The organism is Mycobacterium sp. 1245801.1, assembly GCF_001673055.1.
Taxonomy (GTDB): Bacteria; Actinomycetota; Actinomycetes; order Mycobacteriales; family Mycobacteriaceae; genus Mycobacterium; species Mycobacterium europaeum_A.
The window spans coordinates 35,071-61,732 of sequence record NZ_LZKY01000170.1 but is presented as its reverse complement, the minus strand read 5'-3'; the positions used below and the strand labels follow the sequence as shown (position 1 = coordinate 61,732).

The following is a 26,662-nucleotide window of genomic DNA, read 5'->3' as shown; positions in this document are numbered from 1 at the left end:
CCCTGGGCGGCGAGCCGCACGCGCATGCCGTCGCCGACACCCGCGGGGATCTTGACGCTGATCTCGCGGCGGGCCCGCACCCGGCCGTCGCCCATGCATTGATGGCACGGGTCGGGGATGACGACGCCGACGCCCCGGCAGGTCGGGCAGGGCCGGGACGTCATCACCTGACCCAGCAGCGAGCGCTGCACGGTCTGCACCTCACCGCGACCGCCGCAGGTGTCGCACGGGACCGGCGCGGAGTCGCCGTTGGTGCCCTTGCCTTGGCATCGATCGCAGAGCACCGCGGTGTCGACGGTGACCTGCTTGGTCACGCCGGTCGCGCACTCTTCGAGGTCGAGGCGCATGCGCAGCAGCGAGTCCGAGCCCGGCCGTACCCGCCCGATCGGGCCGCGGGAGGTCGCGCCGCCGCTGAAGCCGCCACCGAAGAAGGCCTCGAACACGTCGCCCAGGCCACCGAATCCGGCGCCGAAACCACCGCCCGCCGCGGCCGCGTTCTCCATCGGATCGCCGCCGAGGTCGACGATCCGCCGCTTCTCGGGGTCGCTCAGCACCTCGTAGGCGACGCTGATCTCCTTGAATTTCGCCTGCGCGGCCTCATCGGGGTTGACGTCCGGATGCAGTTCGCGCGCCAGCTTGCGGTACGCGCGCTTGATCTCCGCGTCGCTGGCGTTTCTGCTCACGCCGAGCAGCCCGTAGTAATCGCGTGCCACGCTTGACTCTCCTATACCTGGTCTTTCCCCGCGCCTACCCACCCTGCGGGTGCGCGTTCATCGAGCACCCAGGACTTCGCCGATATACATGGCAACCGCAGCAACGCTGGCGATAGTTCCCGGATAGTCCATCCGGGTGGGCCCCAGCACACCCATTCCCCCGTAAACGGTGTCGGAAGTGCCGTAGGCGGTGGTCACCACGGAGGTGCCCAATATCTGCTCGGCGGCCGTCTCGTGGCCGATGCGCACCGTCACCTTACCGGCTTCCTGCTGGGCGGCCAGCAACCGCAACACCACCACCTGCTCCTCCAGCGCCTCCAGGATGGAGCGCAACGAGCCGCCGAAATCGGCCGCGTTACGGGTCAGGTTGGCGGTACCGCCCAACAACAGGCGCTCTTCGGTGTGTTCGACGAGGGATTCCAGCAACACCGTCGCCGACCGGCCGACGGCGTCACCCAGGCCGTCCGGGCTGCGCAGCTGTCCGGCGAGGTCGGCCACCGCGACCGAGGCGGCCGACAGCTTCTTTCCCACCAGCGCCTGGCCAAGCATCTCGCGCAGCTGGGCCAGTTCGTGCTCGTCGATGACGTCACCGAGTTCGACGACCCGCTGGTCGACCCGGCCGGAGTCGGTGATGACAACCATCAGGAGCCGGGCCGGGGTCAGGGCGATCACCTCGAGGTGGCGCACCGTGGACGACGACGCCGTGGGGTACTGCACGACGGCGACCTGCCGGGTCAGCTGCGCCAGCAGCCGCACCGCCCGGCGCAGGACGTCATCGAGGTCGACCCCGGACTCGAGGAAGCTCTGGATCGCGCGCCGTTCGGCCGACGACAGGGGCTTGACGTCGTCGAGCCGGTCGACGAATTCGCGGTAACCCTTCTCGGTGGGCACCCGTCCGGAACTGGTGTGCGGCTGGGTGATGTAGCCCTCGGCCTCCAGCACCGCCATGTCGTTGCGGACGGTGGCGGACGAGACGCCGAGGTTATGTCGCTCCACCAACGCCTTGGAACCGATCGGTTCTTTGGTCGCGACGAAGTCGGCCACGATGGCGCGCAGCACCTCGAACCGACGGTCATCGGCACTTCCCACCGGCCGCCACCTCCTTCGATACCGCCTTGACCGGATTCATTTTACGGGCCCGGGCGGCGTCGACCTCACCGGTGAAGCGCGAGCAGACGCAAAAGCACGCTGCCCGTCCGCGTTCGGGTGCTTTTGTGTCTGCTCGCCGGAACAACCGGCGTCCCGCTAGCCTTTCCAGAATGAACCGGTCGGGCCAGAGCAACGATTCGGGAAGGGTCGGCCGATGATCTTCAAGGGCGTGCGCGACGGCAAGCCGTATCCCGAGCACAACCTCTCGTATCGGGATTGGTCGCAGATTCCGCCGCAGCAGATCCGGCTCGACGAATTGGTCACCACCACAACGGTGCTCGCCCTGGACCGTCTGCTCTCCGAGGACTCCACCTTCTACGGCGATCTCTTCCCGCACGCGGTGCGGTGGAAGGGCATCACCTATCTCGAGGACGGCCTGCATCGCGCGGTGCGCGCCGCGCTGCGGAACCGCACCGTGCTGCACGCGCGGGTATACGACATGGATATGTCGCTGCACCCACCGAGGTGATTCGAGTGGTCACGTTCGGGCCTCACCGCGTGTCGACCTGTTAAGGACGTTGGTTTCCGCCACAACTTGCCAGGAGGACCGCCATGGCACGGCTGCAAGGAGTCTCCGACCGCGACGCCGGACTCGGCGCCAAGATCGCCTTCTTTTTCACGAGGCGCAAGCTCGCACAGATGACCGGGCTGGAAACCGCGGCGATGCTGGAACCGCTGCGGATGTACGCGCACATCCCGCGACTGCTCAACGCCTACGGCAGGTTGGAGCAGGCCGAGTCGAAACTCGACGTCCTCACCCCGCGCCAGCGGGCGCTGGCCGAGTTGAAAGCGGCGACGACGGTGCGCTGCGAGTACTGCATCGACCTCGGCTCTCAGATCGCCCGGCGCTGGGGCATCACCGACGAGGAGCTGCTGGCCCTGGCCAACTACCAGCGTGCGCCGTGCTTCTCCGACGTCGACAAGCTGATCCTGCAGTACGCCACCGCGATCAGCCGTACCCCCGTCGCGGTGACCGACGAGCTCTTCGATGCGCTGCGCGCGCACTTCGATACCGCCCAGCTGGTCGGCTTGACCCACGTCATCACGCTGGGCAACCTGCGCGCCCGCTTCAACATCGCGCTCGACATCGGGTCGTCGGGCTTCTCCGGTGACCGGGTGTGCGCCCTGCCCGAGACCGACCGCCGATGACGGCGGATGCGTCCCTGGCGGCACGCTTCGAGGCGGCCCGGCCCCAGCTGGGCGCCGTCGCTTACCGCATGCTGGGCTCGATCGACGACGCCCAGGACGCGGTGCAGGAGGCCTGGTTGCGCCTGAGCCGCACCGCCGGCGTGGACGGCGTCGTCAATCTCGACGCCTGGCTGACCACGGTGGTGGCGCGCATCTGCCTGAACATGTTGCGCGACCGCCGAACCCGGGGCCGCGACGAACATCTCGGCCGCCTACCCGATCCGATCGTGGAGGCGGACGGCGAATCCGACCCCGAGCACCGCGCGATGCTGGCCGACGCGGTGGGGCTGGCGCTGTTCGTGGTGCTGGATACGTTGCCGCCGGCCGAGCGGCTGGCGTTCGTGCTGCACGACGTCTTCACGGTGCCGTTCGAGCAGATCGCGGCCATCGTCGAGCGGACGCCGGAGGCAGCCCGCAAGCTGGCCAGCCGGGCGCGGCGCCGGATCGAGCAGGCCGATCCGTCGCCCGAGGGCACGGTGGCCGCGCAACGCGAGGTGGTCGACGCGTTCTTCGCGGCGGGGCGCAGCGGCGACTTCGACCGCCTGGTTTCGGTGCTCGATCCCGACGTGGTGTTGCGTGGTGACTTCGGTGCCCGCACCGCCGTCTTCCGCGCCGAGGGCGCGCAGCAGGTGGCCGGGCTGGCCCGCGGTTACGCCGGGCCGGAGCGCGAGGTCCGTTCGGCGACCGTGAACGGCGCCGCGGGCGCGGTGATCTTCGTCGCCGGCCGCGCGGCGTCCGTCATGGCCTTCGTGGTGCGCGGCGGCCGGATCCGCGCGATCGATGTGCTCGCGGATCCGGCCCGCATCGCCAGGTTGGACCTGAGCGCATTACGCGCGGGTCACTGACCGGCGGCCTGCAACAACTCCATCGCCGACGACCGCGACAGCACCCAGCCGCCCTGGTTGACGAACGTGACGTTCTGCGTGACCGGCGACGTCAGCTTCGGGCCGGAGACCGCAACGTCGGCCGTGGCCGAACCGGCCGCGGCCGGCTGGATGTTCGTGACGTCGAACGACAGCGGCAGGTCGCCGTTCTTCGCCGCCTTCTGCAGCTTCTTGTCGGCGACGTGCGCTTCGATCCCGCTGATGCCGCCCTGCACCAGATTGCTCTTGTTGGCGAACGGGACACTCGGGTCGGCGAGGCTGGTGAGCACGCCGGTCAGCTGATCGGGAGTCGGCAGGTTGGCGCCCGCGACGGGCTGCGCCGGTGGCGGGTCCTGCGGAAGCGGCGCGCCGACAGTGGCGAGCCGCACCCCGGCGGCCAGCGCACTCGGGGTTGCGGTGGAGGCGACGCCGGCGGCAACGCCCCCGACGATGGCCAGGGCTGCCACCCCGGTGGCGATGGTTTTGACGATCTTCATGGTTCCCCCTTCGGTGGGCACGAATGTCGACGCAGGGTTGGCGATCCGCAACGCCGGTTCGTGGCGGTGTGGACGGTGTCAGCGTGCCCGTTGCGTTTGTTATTTCGTGTCTCGGCACCGATACGTTACGGCCATCCGATGTGCAGGCAACAGGAGAAGACTGTGCGCCGGCTGTGCGGGGGCGTCCGCCGTGGGCCCGATATGCCAAACCCCATGCGCCTGCGTTGCGGGGCGCATGGGGTTCGGCGATGTCGTCGGTGTCTTAGTTCGTCGCGGTCGCCGCCTGGATCAGCGCGATCGCCGCGTCGTGCTGCAAGACCCAGTTGCCGCCCTGGTTGACGAACACCAGGTGCTTGTTGACCGGCCCGGCGAACTTCGGGCCGGTGATGCCGACGTCGGCCTGGGCCAGGTTCGGCCCCGCCGGCGCGATGTTCGTCACGTTGAACTGCTCGGGGAAGTTCCCGTTGCGGTAGGCCTTCCGCAGGTCGTGGTCGGCCACCATGCCCTCGTTTTGAGGGATGCCGTTTTCGACGAGGTTGTTCTTGTCCCGGTAGTTGACGCCGGGGTCGGTTACTTGGGTGCACAGGTTGGCCAGCTGGTCAGCCGCCGGCAGCTGCCCCGGCGCGCCCGGCGGCGGGGGCGGAGGCGGCGGCGGATCCTGCGGCAGTGGCGCGCCGACGGCCGCCAACTGCACATGATCCATCGGTGCTGCAATGGAAGCCACGCCGGCGGCGGCGCCGCCAATGGCGGTCAGGGCCGCCACGCCCGTGGCAATGGACTTCACGGATTTCACAGGTCCCCCTTCGATGCACATGGACCGTGGCGGAATCCTGCGGATGGCCGCACACGGTCACACGTCTCCATGGTTGAAGATGGTGTAAGTGTGCCCCGTGACTTGGGATTTTGTGTCTCGGGTCGGTCACGTTACGACGACGCTACGGTCGCGACGTGCGAAAACACGCTAAATGGCCTGTGCCGCAAGTGGGTTTTGGCGCTGCAGGCACGCGGCCGGTCACTCCGCGGCGAGCGCCTCGATCAAGCTCTTGGGCCGGATGTCCGACCAGTTCTGTTCGACGTACTGCAGGCAATCCGCGCGGCTTGCTGCCCCGAACGCCACCCGCCAGCCGGCCGGTGTGTCGGCGAAGGTCGGCCACAGGCTGTGCTGGTCCTCGTCGTTGACCAGAACCACGAATGTCGCGTTCTCGTCATCAAAGGGGTTGGCGCTCATCGTGTCTCCTTCTCACGGGATACTTGGACGGGCTGACGGTGGATCCCAACACCCGATCGGACAGCAGCCCAAGGCAGCTCAGGTTGGGAAACCCGGGCCCCTGGGTGAGCCCGGACAGGTTCGGCAGGAACAACTTGGGTGTCACGTCGGTGACGGCCAGGTCATAACCTATCGCCTCCTGCAGTCGCTCCGAGGTCAGGGGCCCACCAAGGCCGAGTTCCAGCAGATCAAGCGCGTCCTGGCTGAATAACGGTGCGAACCAAAGCGAGTCGGCGCCGGAGCCGTCGATGACGAGATCGAACCCGTGTACCGTTTCGAAGTTCTCACTGCCGCGGTTGGTGGACAGCGTCAACCGGATCTGCCCCTCCTTGCCGACCGCGTGGGCGACGCGGCCACGCAGGTGGTGGATGCGATCGTCGGCCAGCAACGCCTCCTGCACGTTGGACGAGAACACCCCTCGGTCGGTGCGGGCCAACGCGTCGCGGCGTTCGGCCAGGGTCAGGGCCGGCCAGTTGGTGGGATCGGAGAACAGCGAGTTCTCGAAGAATCCCTCGCCGCGGGTGAACAACGTGGCCTGCGGGGAGATCACGGTGATGCTCGAAACCCGGTGGCGGAACAGCTCATAGAGCATCGCCGCGGCCGTCTCGCCACCGCCGATCACCGCCACCCGCTCCGCATTGATCCGGTCGTGATTGGCGGCGCGGTCCCAGAACTGGGCGATCGACAGCATGCGCGGATTGCCGGGCAGCAAGGACTTTTCGGCCTGGCCGGGGCCGGTGATCATCAGGGCATCGGCGTGCACGGTGGTTTCGTGTGTGTGCAGCGCCCAGCGGTCGCCGGTGATCGCCAGTCGTTCGACGTCACCGTGCACCACATTCATGCCCACGTGGTCGGCGACCCAACTCAGGTATTGGCTCCACCGGCGATGCGTCGGTGCCGGCCTGCCACGATCGATCCACTCGGCGAATGATGCCGTGGCGATCAGATAGGACTGCCAGCTGTACCGGGTCATCCGCTCGTCGAGTTCGGCGTTGCGGCGCGGCACCAGCGCCGAGCGGTAGGGAAACCCGACGTCCTTTTCCGGGCTGGTACCGAGCCGGTGCGCGCCGTCGGTCCATCCGCCGCTGGCCTGCCAGTTCGCCGCGACACCGATCCGCTCCACGGCCACCACGTCGGGCACCTCGACGCCCATCTCGCGCAACGCGAAGGCCTTGGCCGCGACGGCCACCGCCTTGGCGCCGGCCCCCACGATCGCCAGTGTGCTCATTTCACCATCTCCCGCAGTGATTCGATCCAAAGCTCTTGCAGCGCAGCAATATCGGAGTCATCGAGAATGTCGGGCAGCGCGCGCCACTGCGCGGCCAGCACCCGCTCCCCGTCAAAGGTCAGCACCATCGCCGCGATGGTGAGCTCATGGCGCACGGCCAGCTCCGGCTCCGGCACCGGCGACGCGCCGGCGAGCAGCTCGCGTTCGAGCCGCAGCCCCGTGCCGCCGTCGGCGTGGGCGGCGCCGAGGTAATTCAGCAGCAGTTGCGGGGGCCGGAAGCCGGCGAGCCGCTCGGCGGTGTCGGCCCGCAAGTAGCGCAGCAACCCGTAGTCGAGTCCGTCGCCGGGGATGGAAGCCAGCTGCTCCCCCACCCTGCGCGGGTCGGTCGAGTCCAGCCTCACCGGGTAGATGGAGCTGAGCAGCCCGACGGTGTCGCTGGTGTCGATCGTGTGTGCGCCCGGGCCGTCCACCAAACCGTCTGCGCGGCCGTGTGTTTCGAGCGCCAGCAGCGGTGGCGGGGTGGGCTGGCCGCGCAGCTCGCGCCAGCGGGTCACCGTCGCCGCGGTGGCGGTGACCAGCAGCGTGGGCAACGGCAGACCCGAATCCAGCAGCCGGCGGGTGACGTCGGCGTCGGTGACGGCGTTGCGGACGATCAGATCGCGGGCCCGATCGCTGCGCGGATCCAGCCGCCGGGCACCGAGGTCGGGATCGTCGCCGTCGAGCTGGGACGCCCAGAATTGCGCCGTGTCCAGCCGCTGCGCCCGCGCGGCGAGCGCGTCGGCCCAGCGGCGATAGCTGGTGTGTTCGCGAACGGGCGCCGGCGAGTGGCCGGTGGCCGCGGCCGCCAGCGCGGCGCCGAGTTCACCGAGGATCACTCGCCACGACGCGGGGTCCAGCGCGACGACGTGCGCGGCCAGCAGCAGAACGCTTTCCCCGGCGGGCGGTCGAAGCCACACCGCGGACAGCAGCGTTCCGCGTTCTGGGTCCAGGCGCTCGACGGCCTCGGTGACGCGGGCCGGTACCGCCGCGGCCAGATCGCCGCTCACCTCAACCTCGTTGAGTGCGTTGCGAATATCGGCGCCGGGGTTGGGTACCAGGGTCATGGTGGAGCGGTCCACCCGGGTGCGCAGCACCTCGTGGCCCTCGATGATGCCGGCCAGGGCCGCTTCCAGCTGTTCGCGGCGCAGCGTCTCGGGCAATCGGATGGCTTCGGTCTGAGCGAGCCTGCGCGGGTCGCCGTGTTCGTAGAGCCATCGGCCGTTGGGCAGCAACGGCATCGGTCCGGTACCGGTGTCCGCCTGCCGGGCGGCGGCCGTGGTCTCCGAGTCGATCGCTTCGGCCAGTTCGCGGACGTTGCCGCACTCGAGGATGAGCCTGGCGCGCAACGCAATTCCGCGTGCCCGGGCCGCTTGCACCACCGACAACGCCATGATGCTGTCCAGGCCCAGCTGCAAAAAGTCGGCGGTGACGTCGATGCGCGATTGCCCAAGGAGCTCGGCGAGCAGCTCGGCCAGCGCGGATTCCGTGGGCGTCTCGGGCGACGCCGTGCCGGCTTCGGATTCGTCGGCGTCGAATGCGGCCAATGCCGTTTCGTCGAGTTTTCCGTTGGGGGTCAACGGAATCTCGTCGACCACGATGATGCGCTGTGGAACCATGTAGCGCGGCAGCCGGTTGCTGAGCATGCTCCGCAACTCGGCGGCCGTGGACCCTTGGGTGGCCGGGTCGATCGCGACGTATGCGGTGAGCCGCGCAACGCCTCGGCGTTGCCGTACCAGCACCCCGGCGTGCCGCACGGCCGGATGTAATTCGAGGGCGGCCGCGATCTCGCCGGGTTCGACGCGGTGGCCGCGGATCTTCACCTGGGCGTCGGCCCGTCCCACGTATTGCAGTGAGCCGTCGGGCAATCGGCGCACCAGGTCGCCGGTGCGATACATCCGTTCTGCCGCCGCGAACGGGTCGGCGACAAAGCGCGCCGCGGTCTCCGGGGCGCGGCCCAGATAGCCGCGGGCCAGCTGGGCACCGCCCAGATACAGTTCGCCCGTCGCCCCGCAAGGCACCGGGCGCAGCGCGGAATCCAGTACGTAGCCGCGGGTGTGCCGGGTGGGGCGTCCGATCGAGGGCTCGTCGTGCTCGGCGATGGTGGCGACCACCGCCTCGACCGTGGTTTCGGTGGGCCCGTAGCAGTTGTGCGCCATCATCGAGGTGGTGTCGCAGGTGTTGCGGATCCGCGCCCAGGCCGCGCTGCCCACCGCCTCGCCGCCCAGCGCCAGCACGGTCAGCGGCGCCTCGGTGAGCAAACCGAACGCCTGCAGCTGGGCAAACATCGACGGGGTGGTGTCGATCATGTCGATGCCCTGCGCGGCGATCAGCGCGACCAGCGCCTCGGCATCGGTCTGGGTCTGCTCGTCGACGACATGCACGCCGTGCCCGTCGAGCAGACCGACCAGCGGCTGCCAGGCGGCGTCGAAGGCGAACGACCATGCGTGGGCGATGCGCAGGGGCCGGCCCAGTGTGGCTGCCGCGGGCCGCAATACGCGGTCCAGATGATCGTCGGCGTAGGCGCCCACCGCGCCGTGAGTTCCGATGACGCCCTTGGGTTCTCCCGTCGTGCCGGAGGTGAACACGACGTAGGCGGCCTGCGCGGGTGGAACGTCGACGGCGTCGAAGTCATCGTCGTGCGGTTCGCCGGCCTCGAGCAGCTTTTCGGTCAGCTCGTCGTCCAAGACGATCGACGCGCCCGATTGGCGCAGGATCGAGTCGATCCGTTCGGGGGGCATGCCGGGCTCCGTCGGCACGCACATGCCTCCGGCTTTGAGCACGGCCAATAGCGCGATGATGTAGTGCGGCCCTCGCGAAAGTTTGAGAGCCACGGGTGTTTCGGACTTGACGCCCTGTCGGGCGAGTCGCGCCGCAAGCCGGGTGGCGTGCCGGTTCAGCTCGCGGTAGCTCAGCGTCCCGCCCGCCCAGCTGATAGCCGGGTTGTCCGGCGTCCTGGCCACGACGTCGGCGAAGCGGGCGTGGATGCTCAACGGCGCCACCGGTTTCGGCGTTGCGGTCGCGCCCAGCGGGCCGTCCTCATCGTCGAGCAGGACGCTGACCTCGCGCAGGGCACGCTCCCAGCCCTGCAGCAGTCGCTCGGCGGTGGTCAGCACGCGGCGCCCGAAGGTGGCGGCGGGAACCGCCCCCAGCGCTCCGTCGATCGCTTCGATCAGCACCACCAGCTCGCCGCCTTCCATGTGGGCGGCGATGGCGATCGGGAAATGCGACAGGGTCTGCAGGGCGGACGGCCGGAATGTCGCTCCGCCGGCGGTCAATTCGCCGCCGGCGGTCAGGCCGTCCATCGGAAAGTTCTCGTAGACCAGCAGGGTGTCGAACATCTCCCCGACGCCGCCGAGGGCGCGAAGTTGGGCATGCCCGAGATAGCTGTGTTCGCGTAGCAGCGCGGCGGTGCGCTGCACGGCGCGGCACTGGTCGCCGGCGGAGGCGGACGGGTCGAGCCGGACCCGCAGCGGCACGGTATTGATGAACAAGCCGACCATGGTCTCGACGCCGGTCAGTTCGGGGGGACGGCCGGACACCGTGACCCCGAACACCACGTCGTGCGTATCGGTCAGCCGCGACAACACCAGCGCCCATGCCATTTGCATCAGGGTGTTGACGGTGACGCCCCGGGAGCGGGTGCCGTCGACCAGCCGCGCGGTGGTTTCGGCCGGCAGTCGCAGTCGGGTGGTGCGCGGCAGCCCCGGTTGCTGGCCCTCGCTCGTGTCCATGGATCCCAGGGCGGCGGCGAGCAGGGTGGGGCCCGGCAGGCCCGCCAGGTGTTCGCGCCAGACCCGTTGGCTGGCTTCCGGATCGCGGCTCGCCAGCCAGCCGATGTAGTCGCGGTAGGGCCGCGGGGCGGCGGGCAGCGCCGCCGGATCGCCGCCGGCCTGGTACAGCATCATCAACTCGTTGACGAACACCGGCAGCGACCAACCGTCGATCACGATGTGATGGGCGGTGAGTACCAAACGCCATTGCTCGCCGGGCAATTCGATCAGCAGGAAGCGGATGGCCGGCCCGTGCTCAAGATCGAACGGTCGCCGCCGCTCGCCGGTTTCCAGCGCCGCTACGTCCCCCGGCGCGGCGGCGACGAGCCGCCAGGGCAGCTCGACGCGGGACGGCACGATCTGCACCGGTCGCGGGATCCCCCGGCTGAAGAAGCTGGCCCGCAGATTCGGGTGGCGCACCAACATCTGCTCCGCGCAGTCGCGCAGCAGTGCGACGTCGAGTGCGCCGGAGATGTCCGCGGCGATCCCGATCACGTACGGGTCGTCCGCCTCTTCGCCGTCGGCGAATTCGGCGAGCGTGGTCAGCGAATACAAGCCCTCTTGCAGCGGGCTCAGCGCCATGACGTCCTCGATGTCGGGCGCGACATCGGTTTTGGCGGCCGTCACGTCGTGCCTTGGCGTGACGACGACCAAAGCTGCGTCACCGCGGCCAGGTCCGAGGACGACAGCCCGGAGGTGCTCATCGGCTCGAAACGGGTATCGGCCGCCGGCTCTTGCTGCTCGATGCCGGATTCCGCGTCGCCCAGGGCATCCAGCGCGGCCGCCAGCTGCTGCACCGTCGGATTCTCGAAGATCATCCGCGGGCTCACGGCCAGGCCGGCGGCCCGCGCCCGCGAGGCGAGCTGCACGGACAGGATGCTGTCACCGCCGAGGGCGAAGAAGTCATCGAAGCGCCCGACCTCGGGGGTGGACAGCAGTTCGGCGAACACCTTGGCCAGCGCCCGTTCGGTGTCGGTGCGTGCGGGTTCGGTCTGACCGCCGGTGCTGACCGCCGGCCGCGGCAACCCGGGCCGGTTCAGCTTGCCCGATTCGGTTTTGGGCAGGGCGTCGAGCACGGTCAGCGACGACGGCAGCATGTACCCCGGCAGCGTCGTGGCGATCGCGGCCCGCACCTCCCCCGCGAAAGCCGCCTTCTCGGCGTCATCCGAGATCGGCCGTTGCGGCACAACATATCCGGCCAGCGACGTGCCGCCGTGCACCTCCCAGGTGCGAGCCGCCGCGGCGGCGACACCATCGACGGCCGCCAGGGCCGACTCGACCTCGGCCAGCTCGACGCGGAAACCACGCACCTGCACCTGGTGGTCGGAACGCCCGACGAACTCCAGCTGCCCGTCCTCGGTCCACCGGGCCAGGTCGCCGCTGCGGTACAACCGCGAACCCGGCTCGAGTCCATAGGGATTGGCGACAAAACGGGTGGCGGTCAGGCCGGGGCGTTTCCAATATCCCCGAGCCAGCTGGTCACCGGAGTAGTACAGCTCGCCCACCACTCCGACGGGCACGGGACGCAGCCCATCGTCGAGCAGATAGGCCTGCGCACCCGGGACGGGCCTTCCGACAAGCGGATTCGGTGGGACCAACGGCCCGCGGGACACCGCACCGGACGTCTCGGTGGAACCGATGTTGTTCAACAGCTGGGTGCCGCCGTCACACTCGTCGGCGCACACCGACACCAGCCGCGCCAGCAGCGACGCGCTCACCGGTTCGCCGCCGCAGACCAGCCGAGACAGCGAGCGCACGGCGTCGGGCCGGCTGTCCACCAGGGCCGAGACCAGGCTGGGCACCGCGGTGACCTGAGCGACCGAGTACCGGTTCATCAGGTCCCCGAGGGCCTCCGGGTCGCGGTGTTCGGCGTCGTCGGCCAGGATCATGGTGGCGCCGGCCGCCAGGCCGGCCAGCATCTCCATGCCGCCTTCGAGGAAGGTGATCGAGGCCTGCGCCAGGCGCACGTCGTCGGTGCGCGGCGGGTAGTGGCGCAGCTGCCAGTCGAGCCGGGCGGCCATCGAACGATGCGTTCCCACTGCCCCTTTCGGCTTGCCGGTGGACCCGGAGGTGAACACCAGGTACATCGGGTCATCGGGGTGCGGCGCCCGCGCATTCCTCGCCTGCGGATCGACGTCGTCGCTGTTGACCAGGGTGCGCACCTGGGGATCGTCCAGCGAGATCAGCTCGACACCGGGCACCTGCGGCATGGTGTCGGTCGCTTCGACCGTCGCGACCACGACCGGCGGCGCGACGTCGTCGAGCATGAATTGCTTTCGCGCCAGCGGATAACCGGGATCGATGGGGAAGTACCCGGCGCCGGCCTTCATGATGGCCACCAGTGCCACCACCAGCTCGATGCTCCGCCGGGTCGACAATCCGACCAGCGTGCCCGGGCCCACGCCGCTCCTGATGAGCAGGGCGGCCAGATTGTCCGAACTACGGTGCAGCGCAGGGTAATCGATGCTGTCACCGCCGCAGCGCACCGCGATCCGGTCGCTTCCCCAGGCGCGGCTGGGTTCGAGCAATTCCGGGATGGTGCGCGGCCGGTCGTGCGGCGGTTGCTCGCCGCGGCTCCAGTCGCGCAGGATGCGGTCTTGCTCGCCGGCGTCGATCAGCTGGACGTCTCGCAAAGTCTGATCGAGGTCGTCGGCAAACTCGGTGAGCGCCCGGGTCAGCCATCCGGCCAACCGCTCGATGGTGGTCCTGGCGTAGAGCTCGGTGCGGTAGATGAGATTGCAGTTGTATCCGATGTCGCCGGAGCCGTCGGTGCCGAAGAAGTTGACGCTCAGATCCGCGTGCGCCATGTCGAAGATGGGGTCGAGCGAGGTGCACACGGTGTCCTGCTCGCCGCTGCCGGCCGCCGCGGTCTCGATGACCCGGGTAGCGGACAGGTGATCCCGCACGTGCACCACGACCTGGAACAGCGGGTTGCGGGACAACGAGCGCACCGGGCTGACGCTGTCGACGACGCGGTCGAACGGCAGGTCCTGGTGGGCGTAGGCGGCCAGGGCGGTCTCCCGGGCCCGCTTGAGCAGTTCGCGCAACGTCGGGTTGCCGTCCATGTCGTTGCGCAGCACCAGGATGTTGACGAAGAATCCGATCAGCTGGTCCAACTCGGCTTCGGTGCGACCCGCGACCGGGGTGCCCAACGGAATGTCGGTTCCGCCACCGGCTTTGTGTAACACCACGGCGACGGCCGTTTGCAGCAACATGAATTCGGTGATGCCCAGCTCGCGGCACAGCTCGCCGAGCTTGGCCCGCGTCGCCGCGTCGATGTGGAAGTCGACGGACTCGCCCGCACCGCTGGGCACGGGCTGGCGGGGGAAGTCCGGACGCAGCCCGGTGTCCTCCGGCAGACCGGCCAGTTGCCGGGTCCAGTACTCCCGCTGGTCGGCGGAGATCGCGGATTCCTGCCCGCCGGCGTCGCCCAGGAACGTGCGCTGCCACGCCGCGTAGTCGGCGTACTGCACCCGAAGCGGGGCCCAGGATGGCGCTTCTCCCCCGCGCCGGGCCCGGTAGGCCGTCATCACGTCGGAGAACAGCACGCCCGCCGACCAATGGTCGGACGCGATGTGGTGCACGACCAGCGACAGCACGTGTTCCGCGGTGTTCTCGGTGCGCAGCACCGCGACCCGGATCGGCAGTTCGGCGTCCAGCTCGAAGCAATGGCACCGTTCGATGTCGAGCTGCTGCTGCAGCCAGGCGTCGTCGGGCCCCTCCTCGCGGCGCACCGGGATTTCGACATTGGCCGGACCCACCACCTGGTAGGGCACACCGTCCAACTCGACGTAGCTGGTGCGCAGGATCTCGTGCCGGGCAACGACATCGCCGACGGCGGCGATCAGCGCATCGATGTCCCACGGCCCGGTCAGTTTCGCCGCGAAGGGAATGTTGTTGACCCGACTGGGCCCGTCCACGCGGTAGGCGAACCAGCTGCGCAGCTGGGACGCCGACAGCGGCATGGGCTCGTCGTGTGCGGTGGTGATCAGCCTGGGCCGCGACGGCGTCAGCTCGCCGGCACTCAGCTGGTCGATCCGCTCGGCCAACGCCCCGACCGTGGCGAGTTCGAAGACGTCGCGGATGCCGATCTCCACACCACACTCGGCGCGGATCGCGGTCACCAGTTTGGTGGCGACCAGCGAGTGGCCGCCCAGATCGAAGAACGAGTCGTCGACGCCCACCCGGTCGTGTCCGAGCAGTCCCGAAAACAGTTGCGCGACGCGCTGTTCGGTGGGAGTCGTCGGGTCGCGGTATTCGGTGGCGGCCGCGATTTGTGGTTGCGGCAGCGCGGCGCGGTCGATCTTCTGATGAGCGGTGATCGGAATCTGGTCGAGCACCACATAGGCGGCCGGGGTCATGTAGTCCGGCAGCGCGGCGGCCACCCGGGCGCGGATGCGCTCGACGTCAACCGATTCCGTGCCGGCGCCCTGGGCCGGCGTCACGTATCCCACCAGGCTCTTGCCCAGCTGGGGCAGGTCCATGGCCAACACGACCGCTTGTCCGACGCTGGGGTCCACCGAGATCGCGGCCGCGATTTCGCCCAACTCGATGCGGAAGCCGCGGATCTTCACCTGCTCGTCGGCGCGGCCGACGAACTCGATGTCACCGTGGGCGTTGCGGCGGGCCAGGTCTCCGGAGCGGTACATCCGCCCGCCCGGCGTGAACGGGTCGGCGACGAAGCGCTCGGCCGTCAACTGGGGCCTGCGATGGTATCCGTGCGCGACATGCGTTCCGGCGATGTAGATCTCACCGATCACGCCGACGGGAACTGGCTGCAGGGCATTGTCGAGCAGATATACCTGAGTGTTGATCTTGGGTCGGCCGATCGGCACCACCCGGGTGCCCTGGGTGCCTTCCACCGGGTAGCTGGTGCAGTTCACCACGGTCTCGGTCGGCCCGTAGAAGTTGTACAGCGACGCGTCGAAGGTGGCGTGGAACTTGTCGGCGATCTCACCGGGCAGGGCCTCGCCGCCGATCGGCACGCGCCGCAGCGTCCGCCACTGGCTGACGCCCGGCAGGGACAGGAAGAGCCCCAGCAACGACGGCACGAAGTGCATGGAGGTGATGCCTTCGCGGGCCAAAAGATCGGTGAGATAGCCGATGTCGCGCAGCCCGTCAGGCCGCGGAATCACCAAGCGGGCCCCCATGATCAACGTGCCGAAGATCTCGCCCATCGACACGTCGAAGCTGGGCGAGGCGACCTGCAGCAGCCGGTCGGTGTCGTCGATGCGGTATTCGTCGCCGAACCAGACGAAGTACTCGGCGATGGGCACGTGCGGCACCGGCACACCCTTGGGCAGCCCGGTGGAGCCCGAGGTGTAGATCAGGTAGGCGGTGTTTTGCGGGCTCAGCGGCCGGATCAACTTCGTGGGCGCGGTGCCCGGATAGCGTGCGGCGTCGGAAACCGGCTCGCGCAGCACCAGTTTGGCGTCCGCGTCGTCGAGAATGAAGCTCAGCCGGTCCTCCGGATAGGTGGGATCCACCGGCAGATAAACCCCGCCCGCCTTGAGCACCCCGAGCGCGGTGATGACCAATTCGGGCGACTTGTCCAGCAGCACCGCGACGCGGTCTTCGGTGCCGATCCCCTGCTCGATCAGCCAGTGCGCCAACCGGTTCGACTCTTCGTCGATCTCCCGGTAGGAGTAAGCACGCCCCTCGTAGACGACCGCAACGGCATCCGGCGTCAGACCCGCCCGGCGGCTGACCAGCTCGGGCAACGTGCCGGCCGGTGTGACGAACTCCTCGCCGGTCGACACCGCGCGCAGCCACTCGGCGTCTTCGGCGCCCATCAGCGCGCACGCCGACAGCTTCACGTCGGGGTCGGACAGCACGCCATCCAGCAGGGCGGCGTAGTGGCGCAGCAATTGCTCGACCAACTGCTGGTCCATCACCTCGACGAGGTATTCCGCCTCGATCACGCCACCGCCGGCGCCGTCGGGTGTCCGGTCCAGCTCGACCATCAGGCTCAACGGCAATTGGTTGAAATGGCCGCGCAATTCACCGCGTTCGCAACGCACGCCCGGCGGGCAGAAGCCGGCGCCATCGGGCTCCCGCTGCCCGAAGCTCACCCGGGTCATCCGGTCGGCGCCATGCCGGCGATCGGGATTCGACTCGCGGACCAGCCAATCCAGGTCGGCGCGCGAATGAGCGAAGGCGCCCACCGCGCCGTCACGGGTTTGGCTCAGCAGCTCACGGAACGTCTGGTGCGGCTGCGGGCGCAGCCGGATCACCACCGTGTTGCCGTGGTAGCCGATGACATCCTCGGTGCCCACGCCGCGGTTGAGCACCGGGGCGGCCACCAGGAAGTCGGTCGACTGGGTATAGCGGTGCACCAGGGCGGCGAAGGCCGCCATCAACACCATGTACGGGGTGGCACCCGTGTCGCGGGCCAACGCGGCGGCCCGGTCGACGGTGTCGGGCGACAATTGCGCGACCGCGCGCTGCGCGCGCCAGGTCGTGGGCACGACCGAGCCGTTGGGCCCGGGAAGCTCGAGTGGCTCCGGCAGGTCGGCCATCAGCGGGCGCCAGTAGTCCAGATCCGCCTGACGAACGGCGGCCGCATCCCCCGAGATGCCTGGGCGGACCTGCGCATCGGCGAAGGCGTCGGGGTCGGTGTAGGCGCGAGTCAGATCCGCGAAGAACGGTGCCCACGAGCCGTCGTCCCAGGCGATGTGATGCGCGGTGATCAGCAGCATCAGCTCGTCGTCGGCCAGCCGCGCCACCGTGACCCGCAGCGGCGAATCCTTGCTCAGGTCGAATGGGCGGCGAAAGTCGCGCTGCGCCAACACGTCCAGTCGCAGCCGGCGCGCCTGGTCGGTCAACCCGGCCAGGTCGTGTTCGGCCCACTCGGGCCGCAGGTCCTCGCGAGTCACCGGATGCGGATCGCCCTCGGCGTCGCTGGCATACGTCGTGTGCAGCACCGGGTGTCGCGCGGCGACGGCGTCGACCGCACGATGCAGCTGTGCGATGTCGACGGTGCCGGACAGGCGGTAGGAGACGCAGATGTTGAGCAGCGCGCTGTCAGGATCGACCGACTGCACGAACCACATCCGGTGCTGGCCGACCGACATGCGTGGCCCGTCGTCGGCCGACGCGGGCGCCGCGCCCGCCGTCCTGGCCAGGCCGCGTTCGGTCAGCTTGCGGCGCAGCAGTTCCAGGCGTTCGTCGTCGAGCCGGGTGCTGACGCCGGTGGTGTTAGTCACGCTAGGAGTCCAACCTTTCTAGCATCGCGAGCGTTGAGTGGTGCGCACCGTTGGCGGCGCCGGCGCGCTCGAATGACGGCTTCGCCGCGGGCGCGCCGGTTGGGTCGGCACGCAGCGCGTCGATCAGCTCGGTCACCGTGATGCCGCCGAGCATGCGGGACACCGGAACCGAGTTCCCCACCGTCCGGCGCAGCCGTTTGCGTAAATCGAGTGCGAGCAAGGAGTCCACACCCAGGTCGATCAGCGAGGCGCCCGGGTCGATCGACAGCGAATCACCCAGGTGCAGCGTCGCCGCCAGCTCGGCCCGCACGATGTCGGCGAGCGGCTTCTCAGCCGAGGTGTCGGTTTCCTCGCCCTCGCCGGTGCGTGCATCACTGAACGGCATTGGCATGCCCTGGCTTTCGAAGAACACCTGAAGCCGCTCGAAGTCGGCGTCGAAGATCAGCGGATCGCCGTCGTATCCGTACAGGCTGGCCTCGATCGCCCGCTGCGGGTCCATCGCCACCAGACCGGAACGCTCGGTGCGCGTGATCTCGGTGCCCACCACGACCCCGGCGCCCTGCCACAGGCCCCAGCGGATCGCCGTGCAGTCGCGGCCGGCGGCGCGCAACTGGGCGGCCAACACGTCGAGCATCCGATTGGATGCCGCGTAGGCCGCGTGGTGGTGCCCGCCCCAGACCCCGAATACCGACGAGCAGGCCAGGATCCGGCAGTCCGGGCGCAGCGGCCACACGTCGGCCAGCAAGGCCAGTCCGCGGACTTTGGCCGCGCACACCGCCGCAACGTCAGCGCCGCTGAGATCCGATCGTGAAAGGGCCCGCGCGATGCCCGCGGTGTGGATCAGCAGTGACGCGCCCGAACCCGCATATTCGGCGGCGACGGCGGCCAGGGCGTCCCTATCGGTGATATCGCATTGGGGGGCGTGGACTTTGGCGTCATACTGGCCGACGAGCTCGCGCAGCACCGTCGGATCAACACCGTGGCGGCTCAGCAGGGTGACGGTCCGGGCGCCGCGTTCCAGGCAATACCGCGCGTACTGCAGGCCGATCGCTCCGCTGCCGCCGGTGATCACCACGTCGTCCAAGGCGGCGGTATCGAGCGGGCGCGGGGTCGCCGATTGGCGGCACGCACGGAACGTGCGGACGTGGCGTCGCGGCGATCCGGCGCCGCGCACGGCGACCTCGGCCACCTCATCCAGCAGCACGTCGATGGCGAGCCGTGCCGTTGCGGGGTCGAAATCGCGGTGTTCGAGGTCCAGGTGCCCGAATGCCTGGTCCGGGAATTCGAAGCCGATGCTGCGATGCATCGCCGCCAGCGCCGCCTGTGCGGGAGACACATTGGCGTCATCGCGGTCGACGTGTTCGGCACCGGCGGTGAGCAACCAGACGGTCCGGCACCGGGGGCCGATGAGTGCGGGGTAGTCCGGTAGGCCCGCGTCGGGGCGGCCTGCGATCCGCTCGATTGCGGAGGCGGGGTCGAGCGGGTCGAGTCCCGGGGCGGCGATCACAAGAATTTCCGCCTCGTCCGGTGGCACCGCTCGGCAAGCACCATGCGCGGCAACGGTTTCGAGCAGCCGCTGCGTCAGGGTGCCCGCACCGACGAAGGCGATGTCGAGGCGGCTTGCGCCGGGTGTGACGGGCGCCGTGACCGGCTGCCAGTCCTCGACGGCCACGGTGAGCGCCGGCGCCGGCGCCGCTTCGGTCACCCGTTGCGGCGCCGCCCACAGGTGCACCGCACGCATCGGCGCGTGGGGGAAGCCGCGCAGCGCGGGCAGATCGGCCGTCGGGATCGCGTCGGCCCACCGGCAGCCGGGGTCGGCGGCCGCGAGTGCGGTGATGCTCGCCGACAGCGAATCGGTGATGGACCGGTCGCGATGACCCGAGCCGACGATGACGGCGGACTCGTCGTCGACGATGTCGCCCAGCGGGTACAGCAAGGACGGGTGCGCCGAGAGCTCAACGAACGCGTCGGCCCCACAACCGCGGGCATATTGCACGGCCAGGTCGAATCGTACGGTGCCGCAAAGGTTTTCATACCAATAGCCGGAGAAGTCGGTCGCCTCCCCCAGCTCGGCCCCCAGCGTCGATCCGATGAACCGCACCGGGGCATCCCGGAAGGTCGACTTCGGTGTCAGCTCGGCCAGGCTCGAACGCAACGGTCGGAGCGCACTGGTGTGTCCGGGATAGTCGACGGACAGTTGCTGGCTGAAGATGCCGCGCCGTTGGGCCAGTGCGACCGCGGCGGCCACCGCGTCATGATCACCGGCGACCACGGTCGACGACGGGCCGTTGACCGCCGAAACTTCCAACCAGCCCGGCGTTTCCGCGAGCAACGACTCCGCGACGTCCAGCCCGGTGCCCAGCACCGCCATTGCGTAGTGGCCGGTGAGCTGGTCGACCACGGTCGCGCGAGCAACCACCAAAGCGACCGCGTCGGGCAGCCCTATCGCCTCCGCCACATAGGCCGCCGCCACCTCACCGAGGCTGTGACCGATGGTGATGTCGGGCAGGACCCCGCGGGACCGCCATGCCTCGGCCAGGCTCACCGCGTGGGTGAACTGCGCGCCCTGGATCTCGGGGCGCGACCAGTTGCGCGGTTCGTCGCCCACCAGATACGGCAGCGGAGAAGCGAATCCGGCGGAAGCGAATGCTTGCGCGCACCGGTCGGCGGCCTCGCGGTAGGCCGGTAACCGTTGGTAGGCGCCGGCTCCCATCGCCTGCCATTGATTGCCCTGGCCGGGAAACACGAACGCGACCCGCGGCGGTGTCGTCCTCGCGGAGTACGAGACCAGCTCGTGCTCCTCGCCGTTGGCGATCGCGGACAGACCCGCGACGAGCTCGGTGCTGTCTGCCGCGCGCACCACCGCGCGGTGCCGTCGCAACCTCCGCAGCCGCAGCAGGGTGGAAGCGACCGCGGCGGTCAGATCCGCCGAGTCCGGGACGCGGCCAAGGTAATCGGCGATCGCGGCGGCGTCGCGGCGGATCAGCTCTGGATCATGGGCGCTCAGCAGCACCGGGATACGCCCGTCCGGCAGGCCATGGGTGAGCATCATGCGACCTCGGGGACGGAGACGATCAGGTGCGCGTTGGTGCCGGCGATGCCGAACGCGGACGCCGCGGCGGTGCGCTGCCCGTCAACGGCCGGCCACGGTGTCAAGGTCTGGGCCAACCGGAGTCCTTGCTTGTCCCATTCGATTTCGGGACTGGCGTCGCCGGCGTGCAGGGTGGGTGGGACGGCGCCGTGCTCGGCGGAGACCAGCACCTTGGCCAGACCCAGCGCGCCGGCGGCGGCCAACGAGTGACCGACGTTGGATTTGACCGAACCCAGCAATGCTCCGGCGCCGGGCTCGGTGTCGCCGTAGGTCTGGGCCAGCGAGCGCAGCTCGGTTCGGTCGCCCAGGCGGGTCCCCGTGCCGTGCCCCTCGATCATCCCCACCTCGGCGGGCTTGATCCCGGCCTGGCTGATGGCCCGCTGGAACAGCCGGACCTGGGCCTCGCCGCTGGGCGCGCTCAGACCGGCGCTGCGCCCGTCCTGATTCATGGCGGTGGCCCGCACCTCCGCGACGATCCGCCGGCCGGCACGCAGGGCGGCCGATTTGCGTTGCAGCACAAACATCGCCGCGCCCTCGGCCCACACGGTCCCGCTGGCCTGCGCGCTGTAGGGGCGGCAGTATCCGTCGTCGGAAAGCGCGTGTTGCTTGGAGAACTCGACGAAAAAGCCCGGTGAGCCCAGCACGTTGACCCCGCCCGCAAGGGCCAGATCGCAGTCGTCGTTCTGTAGTGAGCGCACCGCGACGTGGAAGGCCACCAGCGCCGACGCGCACGAGGAATCCAAGGTCAGCGCCGGCCCGGCCAATCCCAGCGTGTAGGCGATGCGACCCGAGATCACGCTGAGCGCGGTCCCGGCGAGCAGATGACCGCTGTGTTCGGAGAATTGGGCCATGTCGGGTCCGTACCCGGTGGCCGAGGCGCCGACGAAGCAGCCCACATCGTGACCGGCCAGCTCGTCGGGATTGATGCCGCTGTTCTCGCACGCCCGCCAGGCCACCCGAAGCGCCACCCGTTGCTGCGGATCCATCACGACGGCCTCGCGGGGCGAGATCCCGAAGAATTCCGGATCGAATGTGGTTGCCCCGGTGAGGAATCCGCCGCGGTCATGAATCTCTTTGAAGCCGCTGCGGCGCGAGCCGGCGAGCAGTTCTGGCACCGCCCAACCGCGGTCGGTGGGAAACGGGCCCAGCGCCTCACGGCCGTGGGCCAGCAGATCCCAGTAGGCCTCGGCGGTTTCGATGCCCCCGGGTGCCTCCACACCCATTCCCACGATCACGACCGGGTCGGCATACTCGGCGCCGCGGCCCGAGCCGAACCCCTCGTCAGACATTGACATCACCCGGCATTCACCTGCGCGGCGATCGCTTCGACGTGGTCGTAGACGTAGAAGTGCCCGCCGTCGTACAACGACAGGGCGAAGGATCCGGCGGTGTGCCTTTCCCACTGCCGCAGCACGCCGGTGGCGATGCGGTGGTCGTCATGGCCGCCCAGCACGTGAATGTCGGCGCCGATGCGGACGTCGGGGCTGGGGTCGTAACCGTTGAAGGCCTGATAGTCGGCGCGCACCGCGGTGGTCAGCAGTTCGGAGAACTCTTCGTCGGCAAGCAGTTCGGGGTCGGTACCGCCCAGATCCGCGATATCGGCCAGCAGCCCGTCATCACTGGTCGGCAGTTCGGGCATGTCGGCGACGACGCACGGTGGCGGGCCGGCCGACACCCACAGCTTTTGCACGGCCGTGCCGTGCGTCTCGGCGACTCGGGCGAACTCGAAGGCGACGACGGCACCCATGCTGTGCCCGAACAACTTCAGCGGCGCGACGCTGGACCAGGGCGCCGCTTGGAAGAGGCTGGCGGCCAGGTCGTGCACGCTGTCGTGGCCGGGCTCGCTGAGGCGGTCGGCGCGTTGCGGGTACTGCACGATGTAGGTGTCGCCGCCGGCGGCCAGCGCCGCCGCCAGCACCCGATAGCTTGCGGCGGCCGCGCCGGCGTGCGGAAACACCACGGTGGCTCCGGTGGACGACCCGTTGTTGCGGCCCGGGGTCAGTTTGATCCAGGACGGGAACGTGGCAGACACGGTGATCAGATTATTCAATGTCATTGCGCAATCTACGATTTCGCGGGTTGCTGAGAGGCCGCCAGAACCGATTCGGCGTCCATGCCGATAACCTCCAGATAGAGCTCGGCGACCTGGTCGAGCCGGCCGGGGTCGTCCTCGCCGGCACTGAGCACCGCGGCCAGCGTCGACACGGTTCGATTGGCGAAGAGGTCGGCGACCATGATGTCCGGCGCATCCAGCCAGGCCCGGATTCTCGCCACCGCCTGGGTGGCGAGCACCGAATCGCCGCCGAGGGCGAAGAAGTCGTCGTCGACCCCGATGTGTTCCCGGCCGAGCAGCTCGCCGACGATCAGTGCCAGCGCGGTTTCCAATGGCGTCGACGGCGCCCGGTGGCCCGGCCGCTGCGATTGCGCCACAGCGGCTTCCAACTCGCGTGCCACGGCCCGGCGGTCGAGCTTTCCGGCGTCGGTGAACCCGATCCGCTCCACCACCGCGATGTGGCGCGGAACCATGTGTGCGGGCACGAGGTCAGCGAGACGCTGCCGGATTCGCTCGGCGGTCAGGGCGGCGTCGTCGGTGCACACTTGGGCGGCCAGCACGTCGGATTCGCCGGACACCGCGATCAGGGCGGCCACCGCCGTGCGCACCCCGGGCACGCGCCGCAGCGCGGTCTCGACCTCGCCCAACTCGACGCGATAGCCGCTGATCTTGACCCGGTGGTCGGCGCGGCCCACGAATTCGAGGGTGCCGTCCGGCCAGTACCGCACCAAATCGCCGGTGCGGTACCAGATTCGGCCGTCGTGCTCGACGAAGCGTTCGGCGGTGAGATCGGGACGGCCGCGGTAGCCGCGCGCGATGCCGCGTCCGGACACCCAGTATTCGCCGGGCACCCAGTCCGGGCAGTCGGCCCCGGTGTCATCGACGACACGGCAGGCGTTGTTGGGAAGCGGGACGCCGAACGGCAAGGCCGTCCAATCCTCCGGAATCGCTTCGGTCACCTCGAAAATGCTGTTGTGCACCGGGGTTTCGGTCGCACCGCCGAGGCCGGCGAAGCGCAGGTCGGGCGCTTCGGCCTGGAGGCGGCGCACCACCTCGGGCCGCACCCAGTCGCCGCCGGTCGGGATCACCCGCACCGAGGACAGCCGCCCGCGGCCGACTTCGACGAGCATCTCCAGCCAGCCGGGCATGAAGTGCAGCACGGTGATCTGGTGAGTCTCGATGAGCCGGGCCCAGGCGTCGGGATCGCGTCGCTGCGCTTCGTCGACCACCACGAGGGAACCGCCCGTGCGCAGGGTGACGAAGACGTCCATCACCGAGATGTCGCCCTCCAGGGTCGACAGCGCCAGGCATCGATCCGCGGGGCCGATCTCGAAGTGGCGGCCGATGAATTCCACGGTGTTCATCGCCGCGTCGTGGGTGACCTCGACGCCCTTGGGCTCGCCGGTGGAGCCCGACGTGAACAACACGTAGGCGAGCGCGGCGGGATCGATTCTCGCTGAAGTAATCTCGGCGCTCGCAGGTGCCTCGCGAAGGATATCGGCCAGCACCAGTTCTGGCACCGGCACGGACAGCGGTCGTCCGCCGCAGGCGAGGGCCAGCCTCACCGCACCGGTTTCGAGGATGCGCTCGGCGCGATCGCGCGGCTGGTCGGCGCCGATCGGCAGGTAGACGGCACCGACGGACAGGATGCCCAGCAAGGCCGGAATCTGCTCGGCGGTTTTGGGCCCCATGATCGCGATGGTCTCGCCGGTGGCCACCCCGGCGGCGCGCAGCGCCGCGGCCACCGCCAGCGCCTGGTCGCGCAGTTGTGCATAGCTGAGGTCACCGGTGCTGGCGAACACCGCCGGGGCGTCGGGCTGCCGCTCGGCCTGCCGGAAGAACCCGTCGTGCAAGGCTTCTCCGCTGGGTTCCGCGGTGCGGGCGTTGGCCGCCTCGCGCACCGCGCGCTGCGCCTGGGGCAGTGCCGGCGGGCCCGGCGCCTCCCACGCGTCGTCGGCGCAGGCCAGCCGCAGCAGCTCGTCGATGTGGTAGGCGAACATGGCGTCGATGACGCCCGGGGGGAACATGCCTTCGCGCACATCCCAATTCACCAGGACGCCGCCGTCGAATTCGGTGACCTGCGCGTCCAGCAGCACCTGCGGCCCCTGGGAGATGATCCATCCCGGTGTGCCGAATCGGTCCGTCACCTCGCGGCTGAACAGTTCGCCGAGTCCCAGCGCGCTGGTGAATACCACCGGGGCGAGCACCTGAGTGCGGCGATGACGGCTGAGGTCGCGCAGCACCGACAGTCCCGGATAGGCGGAATGGGCGGCGGCCGTGCGCATCGCGCCCTGCACGGTCTGGGCCCGCGCCGCCGCGGTGTGGGCGCCGGCGAGATCGACGTCGAGCAGCAGCGAGGAGGTGAAGTCACCGACCAACGAGTCGACGTCGGGGTGCAGGGGCTGCCGCCCGAACAGTGGGACGTTCAGCAAAAAGCGCGACGTGGTCGACCAGCGCGCCAGGGTATTGGCGAATCCCGCGGCCAGGGCCATGGCCGGAGTGATGCCGCGCGCCTGGGCGCGGGCGAACAGCGCATCGCGGGTTTGCGGGTCCAGCCAGTGCCAGCGCCGCGTGCTCTGCTTCGAGCCGCGGCCACCGATGGACGGCAACGCCGGCGGGTCGGGCAGCTCCGGCAGGCGCAGCGCCCACCAGTCCCGGTCGGCGTCGCGGGCCGGTTGCGGCTGGGCCTCTTCGGCCTCGATGGCTTGGCGGTACTGCCGATAGGTGTAGCTCAGCTCGGGGAGGTCGCGGCCGCCGTACAGGGCCGCCAGGTCGCCCATCAGGGTCCGATAGCTCATCGCGTCGGCGGCCTGCATGTCCAAATCGACATGCAGCCGGGACCGCCCGGACGGCAACAGCGTCACCGCCAGTTCGAACACCGCGCCGTCGAGCTGCTGGTGTGATTTCGCGTCGCGGATGTCGGCGAGCCGCCGCTCGACCTCGTCGGTGCTCAGCTGGCGCAGGTCCTCGACCTCCACCGGGAAGGCGCCGTTCTGGTCGGCCGGGGGGATGTGTTGCGTGCCGTCGGGCAGGAACCGCACCCGCAGCATCGGATGGCGACGTGCCAGCGCGGTCGCCGCCGCGCGCAGCCGCTCCGGATCGATCGGGCCACCGTCGAATTCGACGTAGAGGTGCCCGGCGACGCCACCGAGCTGCTGGTGGTCCTGGCGGCCCACCCACATCGCGTGCTGCATCGGGGCCAGGGCAAACGGCTCGTCCTCGGCCGACGGCTCAGCGCTCCGGGCCGCCTCGGCGGGAACGGTCTGCTGGTCGGCGCCGTGCCCGTCGGCGGCGACCAGCCGGGCCCAGGCGTCGATCGTCGGCTGCTCGGCCAGGGTGGCGAAGTCGATGGCGACGCCCCGGCGGCGCCACCGGCCGGCCAACGTCATGATCCGGATCGAGTCCAGGCCCTGGCTGATGAGGTTGTCACCCGGCTGAACTGCATCGACGTCGACGCCGAGCAGTTCGGCCACCTCCGCCCGGATGTCCTCCGAGCGTGCCGAGGCGTGCACCACAGACCCTCCCTGAATTAGCACAGGCTGCCCTAATTTTTTGGTTACCCTATCCTTACTCCCTGCGTCCCCGCTACTAGCCCCGTT

At 69.5% G+C, this 26,662-nt stretch carries 15 protein-coding genes; 3 read left to right on the top strand and 12 right to left on the bottom strand.

Annotated features, from left to right (window positions below):
- The coding region (locus A5622_RS10880) for a DnaJ domain-containing protein (RefSeq protein ID WP_156752919.1) at window positions 1-713 on the bottom strand (713 nt) is incomplete at its 3' end.
- 57 nt (window positions 714-770) lie between these two features.
- A complete protein-coding gene (gene hrcA, locus A5622_RS10875) occupies window positions 771-1,802 on the bottom strand; it encodes a heat-inducible transcriptional repressor HrcA (RefSeq protein ID WP_066867767.1) in 1,032 nt (343 codons plus the stop codon).
- Between the two features lie 214 nt (window positions 1,803-2,016).
- Between hrcA and A5622_RS10870 the strand changes: the two genes are divergently transcribed.
- From A5622_RS10870 to A5622_RS10860, 3 genes are all read left to right on the top strand, one after another.
- Window positions 2,017-2,331 carry a type II toxin-antitoxin system VapB family antitoxin gene (locus tag A5622_RS10870; RefSeq protein WP_066867769.1) on the top strand — a complete coding sequence of 105 codons (315 nt, stop codon included), beginning with the start codon at window positions 2,017-2,019 and terminating at the stop codon, window positions 2,329-2,331.
- An 83-nt stretch (window positions 2,332-2,414) separates the two neighbouring features.
- Window positions 2,415-3,011, top strand: coding sequence for a carboxymuconolactone decarboxylase family protein (locus A5622_RS10865; protein WP_066878445.1), 597 nt, complete (start codon window positions 2,415-2,417; stop codon window positions 3,009-3,011).
- A complete protein-coding gene (locus tag A5622_RS10860) occupies window positions 3,008-3,895 on the top strand; it encodes a sigma-70 family RNA polymerase sigma factor (RefSeq protein ID WP_066878443.1) in 888 nt (295 codons plus the stop codon). Before A5622_RS10865 ends, A5622_RS10860 begins: the two co-directional genes overlap by 4 nt.
- On the opposite strand, the gene A5622_RS10855 is transcribed toward A5622_RS10860, so the two are convergent.
- The 10 genes from A5622_RS10855 to A5622_RS10810 form a co-directional block, all read right to left on the bottom strand.
- Window positions 3,889-4,410 carry a hypothetical protein gene (locus A5622_RS10855; protein WP_066867777.1) on the bottom strand — a complete coding sequence of 174 codons (522 nt, stop codon included), beginning with the start codon at window positions 4,408-4,410 and terminating at the stop codon, window positions 3,889-3,891. The genes A5622_RS10860 and A5622_RS10855 overlap by 7 nt on opposite strands.
- Window positions 4,411-4,672: 262 nt before the next feature.
- Entirely contained in the window at window positions 4,673-5,203 is a 531-nt protein-coding gene (locus tag A5622_RS10850; protein ID WP_066878441.1) for a hypothetical protein, read from the bottom strand.
- A 219-nt stretch (window positions 5,204-5,422) separates the two neighbouring features.
- Window positions 5,423-5,638 (bottom strand): MbtH family protein, encoded by a 216-nt coding sequence (locus A5622_RS10845; protein ID WP_066867782.1) that lies wholly within the window; start codon window positions 5,636-5,638, stop codon window positions 5,423-5,425.
- Window positions 5,619-6,905 (bottom strand): NADPH-dependent L-lysine N(6)-monooxygenase MbtG, encoded by a 1,287-nt coding sequence (mbtG, locus tag A5622_RS10840; protein WP_066867785.1) that lies wholly within the window; start codon window positions 6,903-6,905, stop codon window positions 5,619-5,621. The genes A5622_RS10845 and mbtG overlap by 20 nt, the downstream gene beginning before the upstream one ends.
- Window positions 6,902-11,341, bottom strand: a complete 4,440-nt coding sequence (locus A5622_RS10835; protein WP_082994567.1) for a non-ribosomal peptide synthetase — start codon at window positions 11,339-11,341, stop codon at window positions 6,902-6,904. Before A5622_RS10835 ends, mbtG begins: the two co-directional genes overlap by 4 nt.
- Complete coding sequence (locus A5622_RS10830) at window positions 11,338-17,919, bottom strand: non-ribosomal peptide synthetase (RefSeq protein ID WP_066878439.1); 6,582 nt, start codon at window positions 17,917-17,919, stop codon at window positions 11,338-11,340. The genes A5622_RS10835 and A5622_RS10830 overlap by 4 nt, the downstream gene beginning before the upstream one ends.
- 1 nt (window position 17,920) lies before the next feature.
- Window positions 17,921-20,968, bottom strand: a complete 3,048-nt coding sequence (gene mbtD / locus A5622_RS10825; RefSeq protein WP_066878437.1) for a mycobactin polyketide synthase MbtD — start codon at window positions 20,966-20,968, stop codon at window positions 17,921-17,923.
- Window positions 20,968-22,299 carry a polyketide synthase gene (locus tag A5622_RS10820; RefSeq protein ID WP_066867873.1) on the bottom strand — a complete coding sequence of 444 codons (1,332 nt, stop codon included), beginning with the start codon at window positions 22,297-22,299 and terminating at the stop codon, window positions 20,968-20,970. Before A5622_RS10820 ends, mbtD begins: the two co-directional genes overlap by 1 nt.
- A 5-nt stretch (window positions 22,300-22,304) precedes the next feature.
- The gene (locus A5622_RS10815; protein WP_066867791.1) at window positions 22,305-23,066 is read right to left on the bottom strand and encodes a thioesterase II family protein; all 762 of its coding nucleotides are present in this window, start codon (window positions 23,064-23,066) and stop codon (window positions 22,305-22,307) included.
- Window positions 23,067-23,074: 8 nt separating this feature from the next.
- Entirely contained in the window at window positions 23,075-26,578 is a 3,504-nt protein-coding gene (locus A5622_RS10810; protein ID WP_066878435.1) for a non-ribosomal peptide synthetase, read from the bottom strand.
- Between the last annotated feature and the right edge of the window lie 84 nt (window positions 26,579-26,662).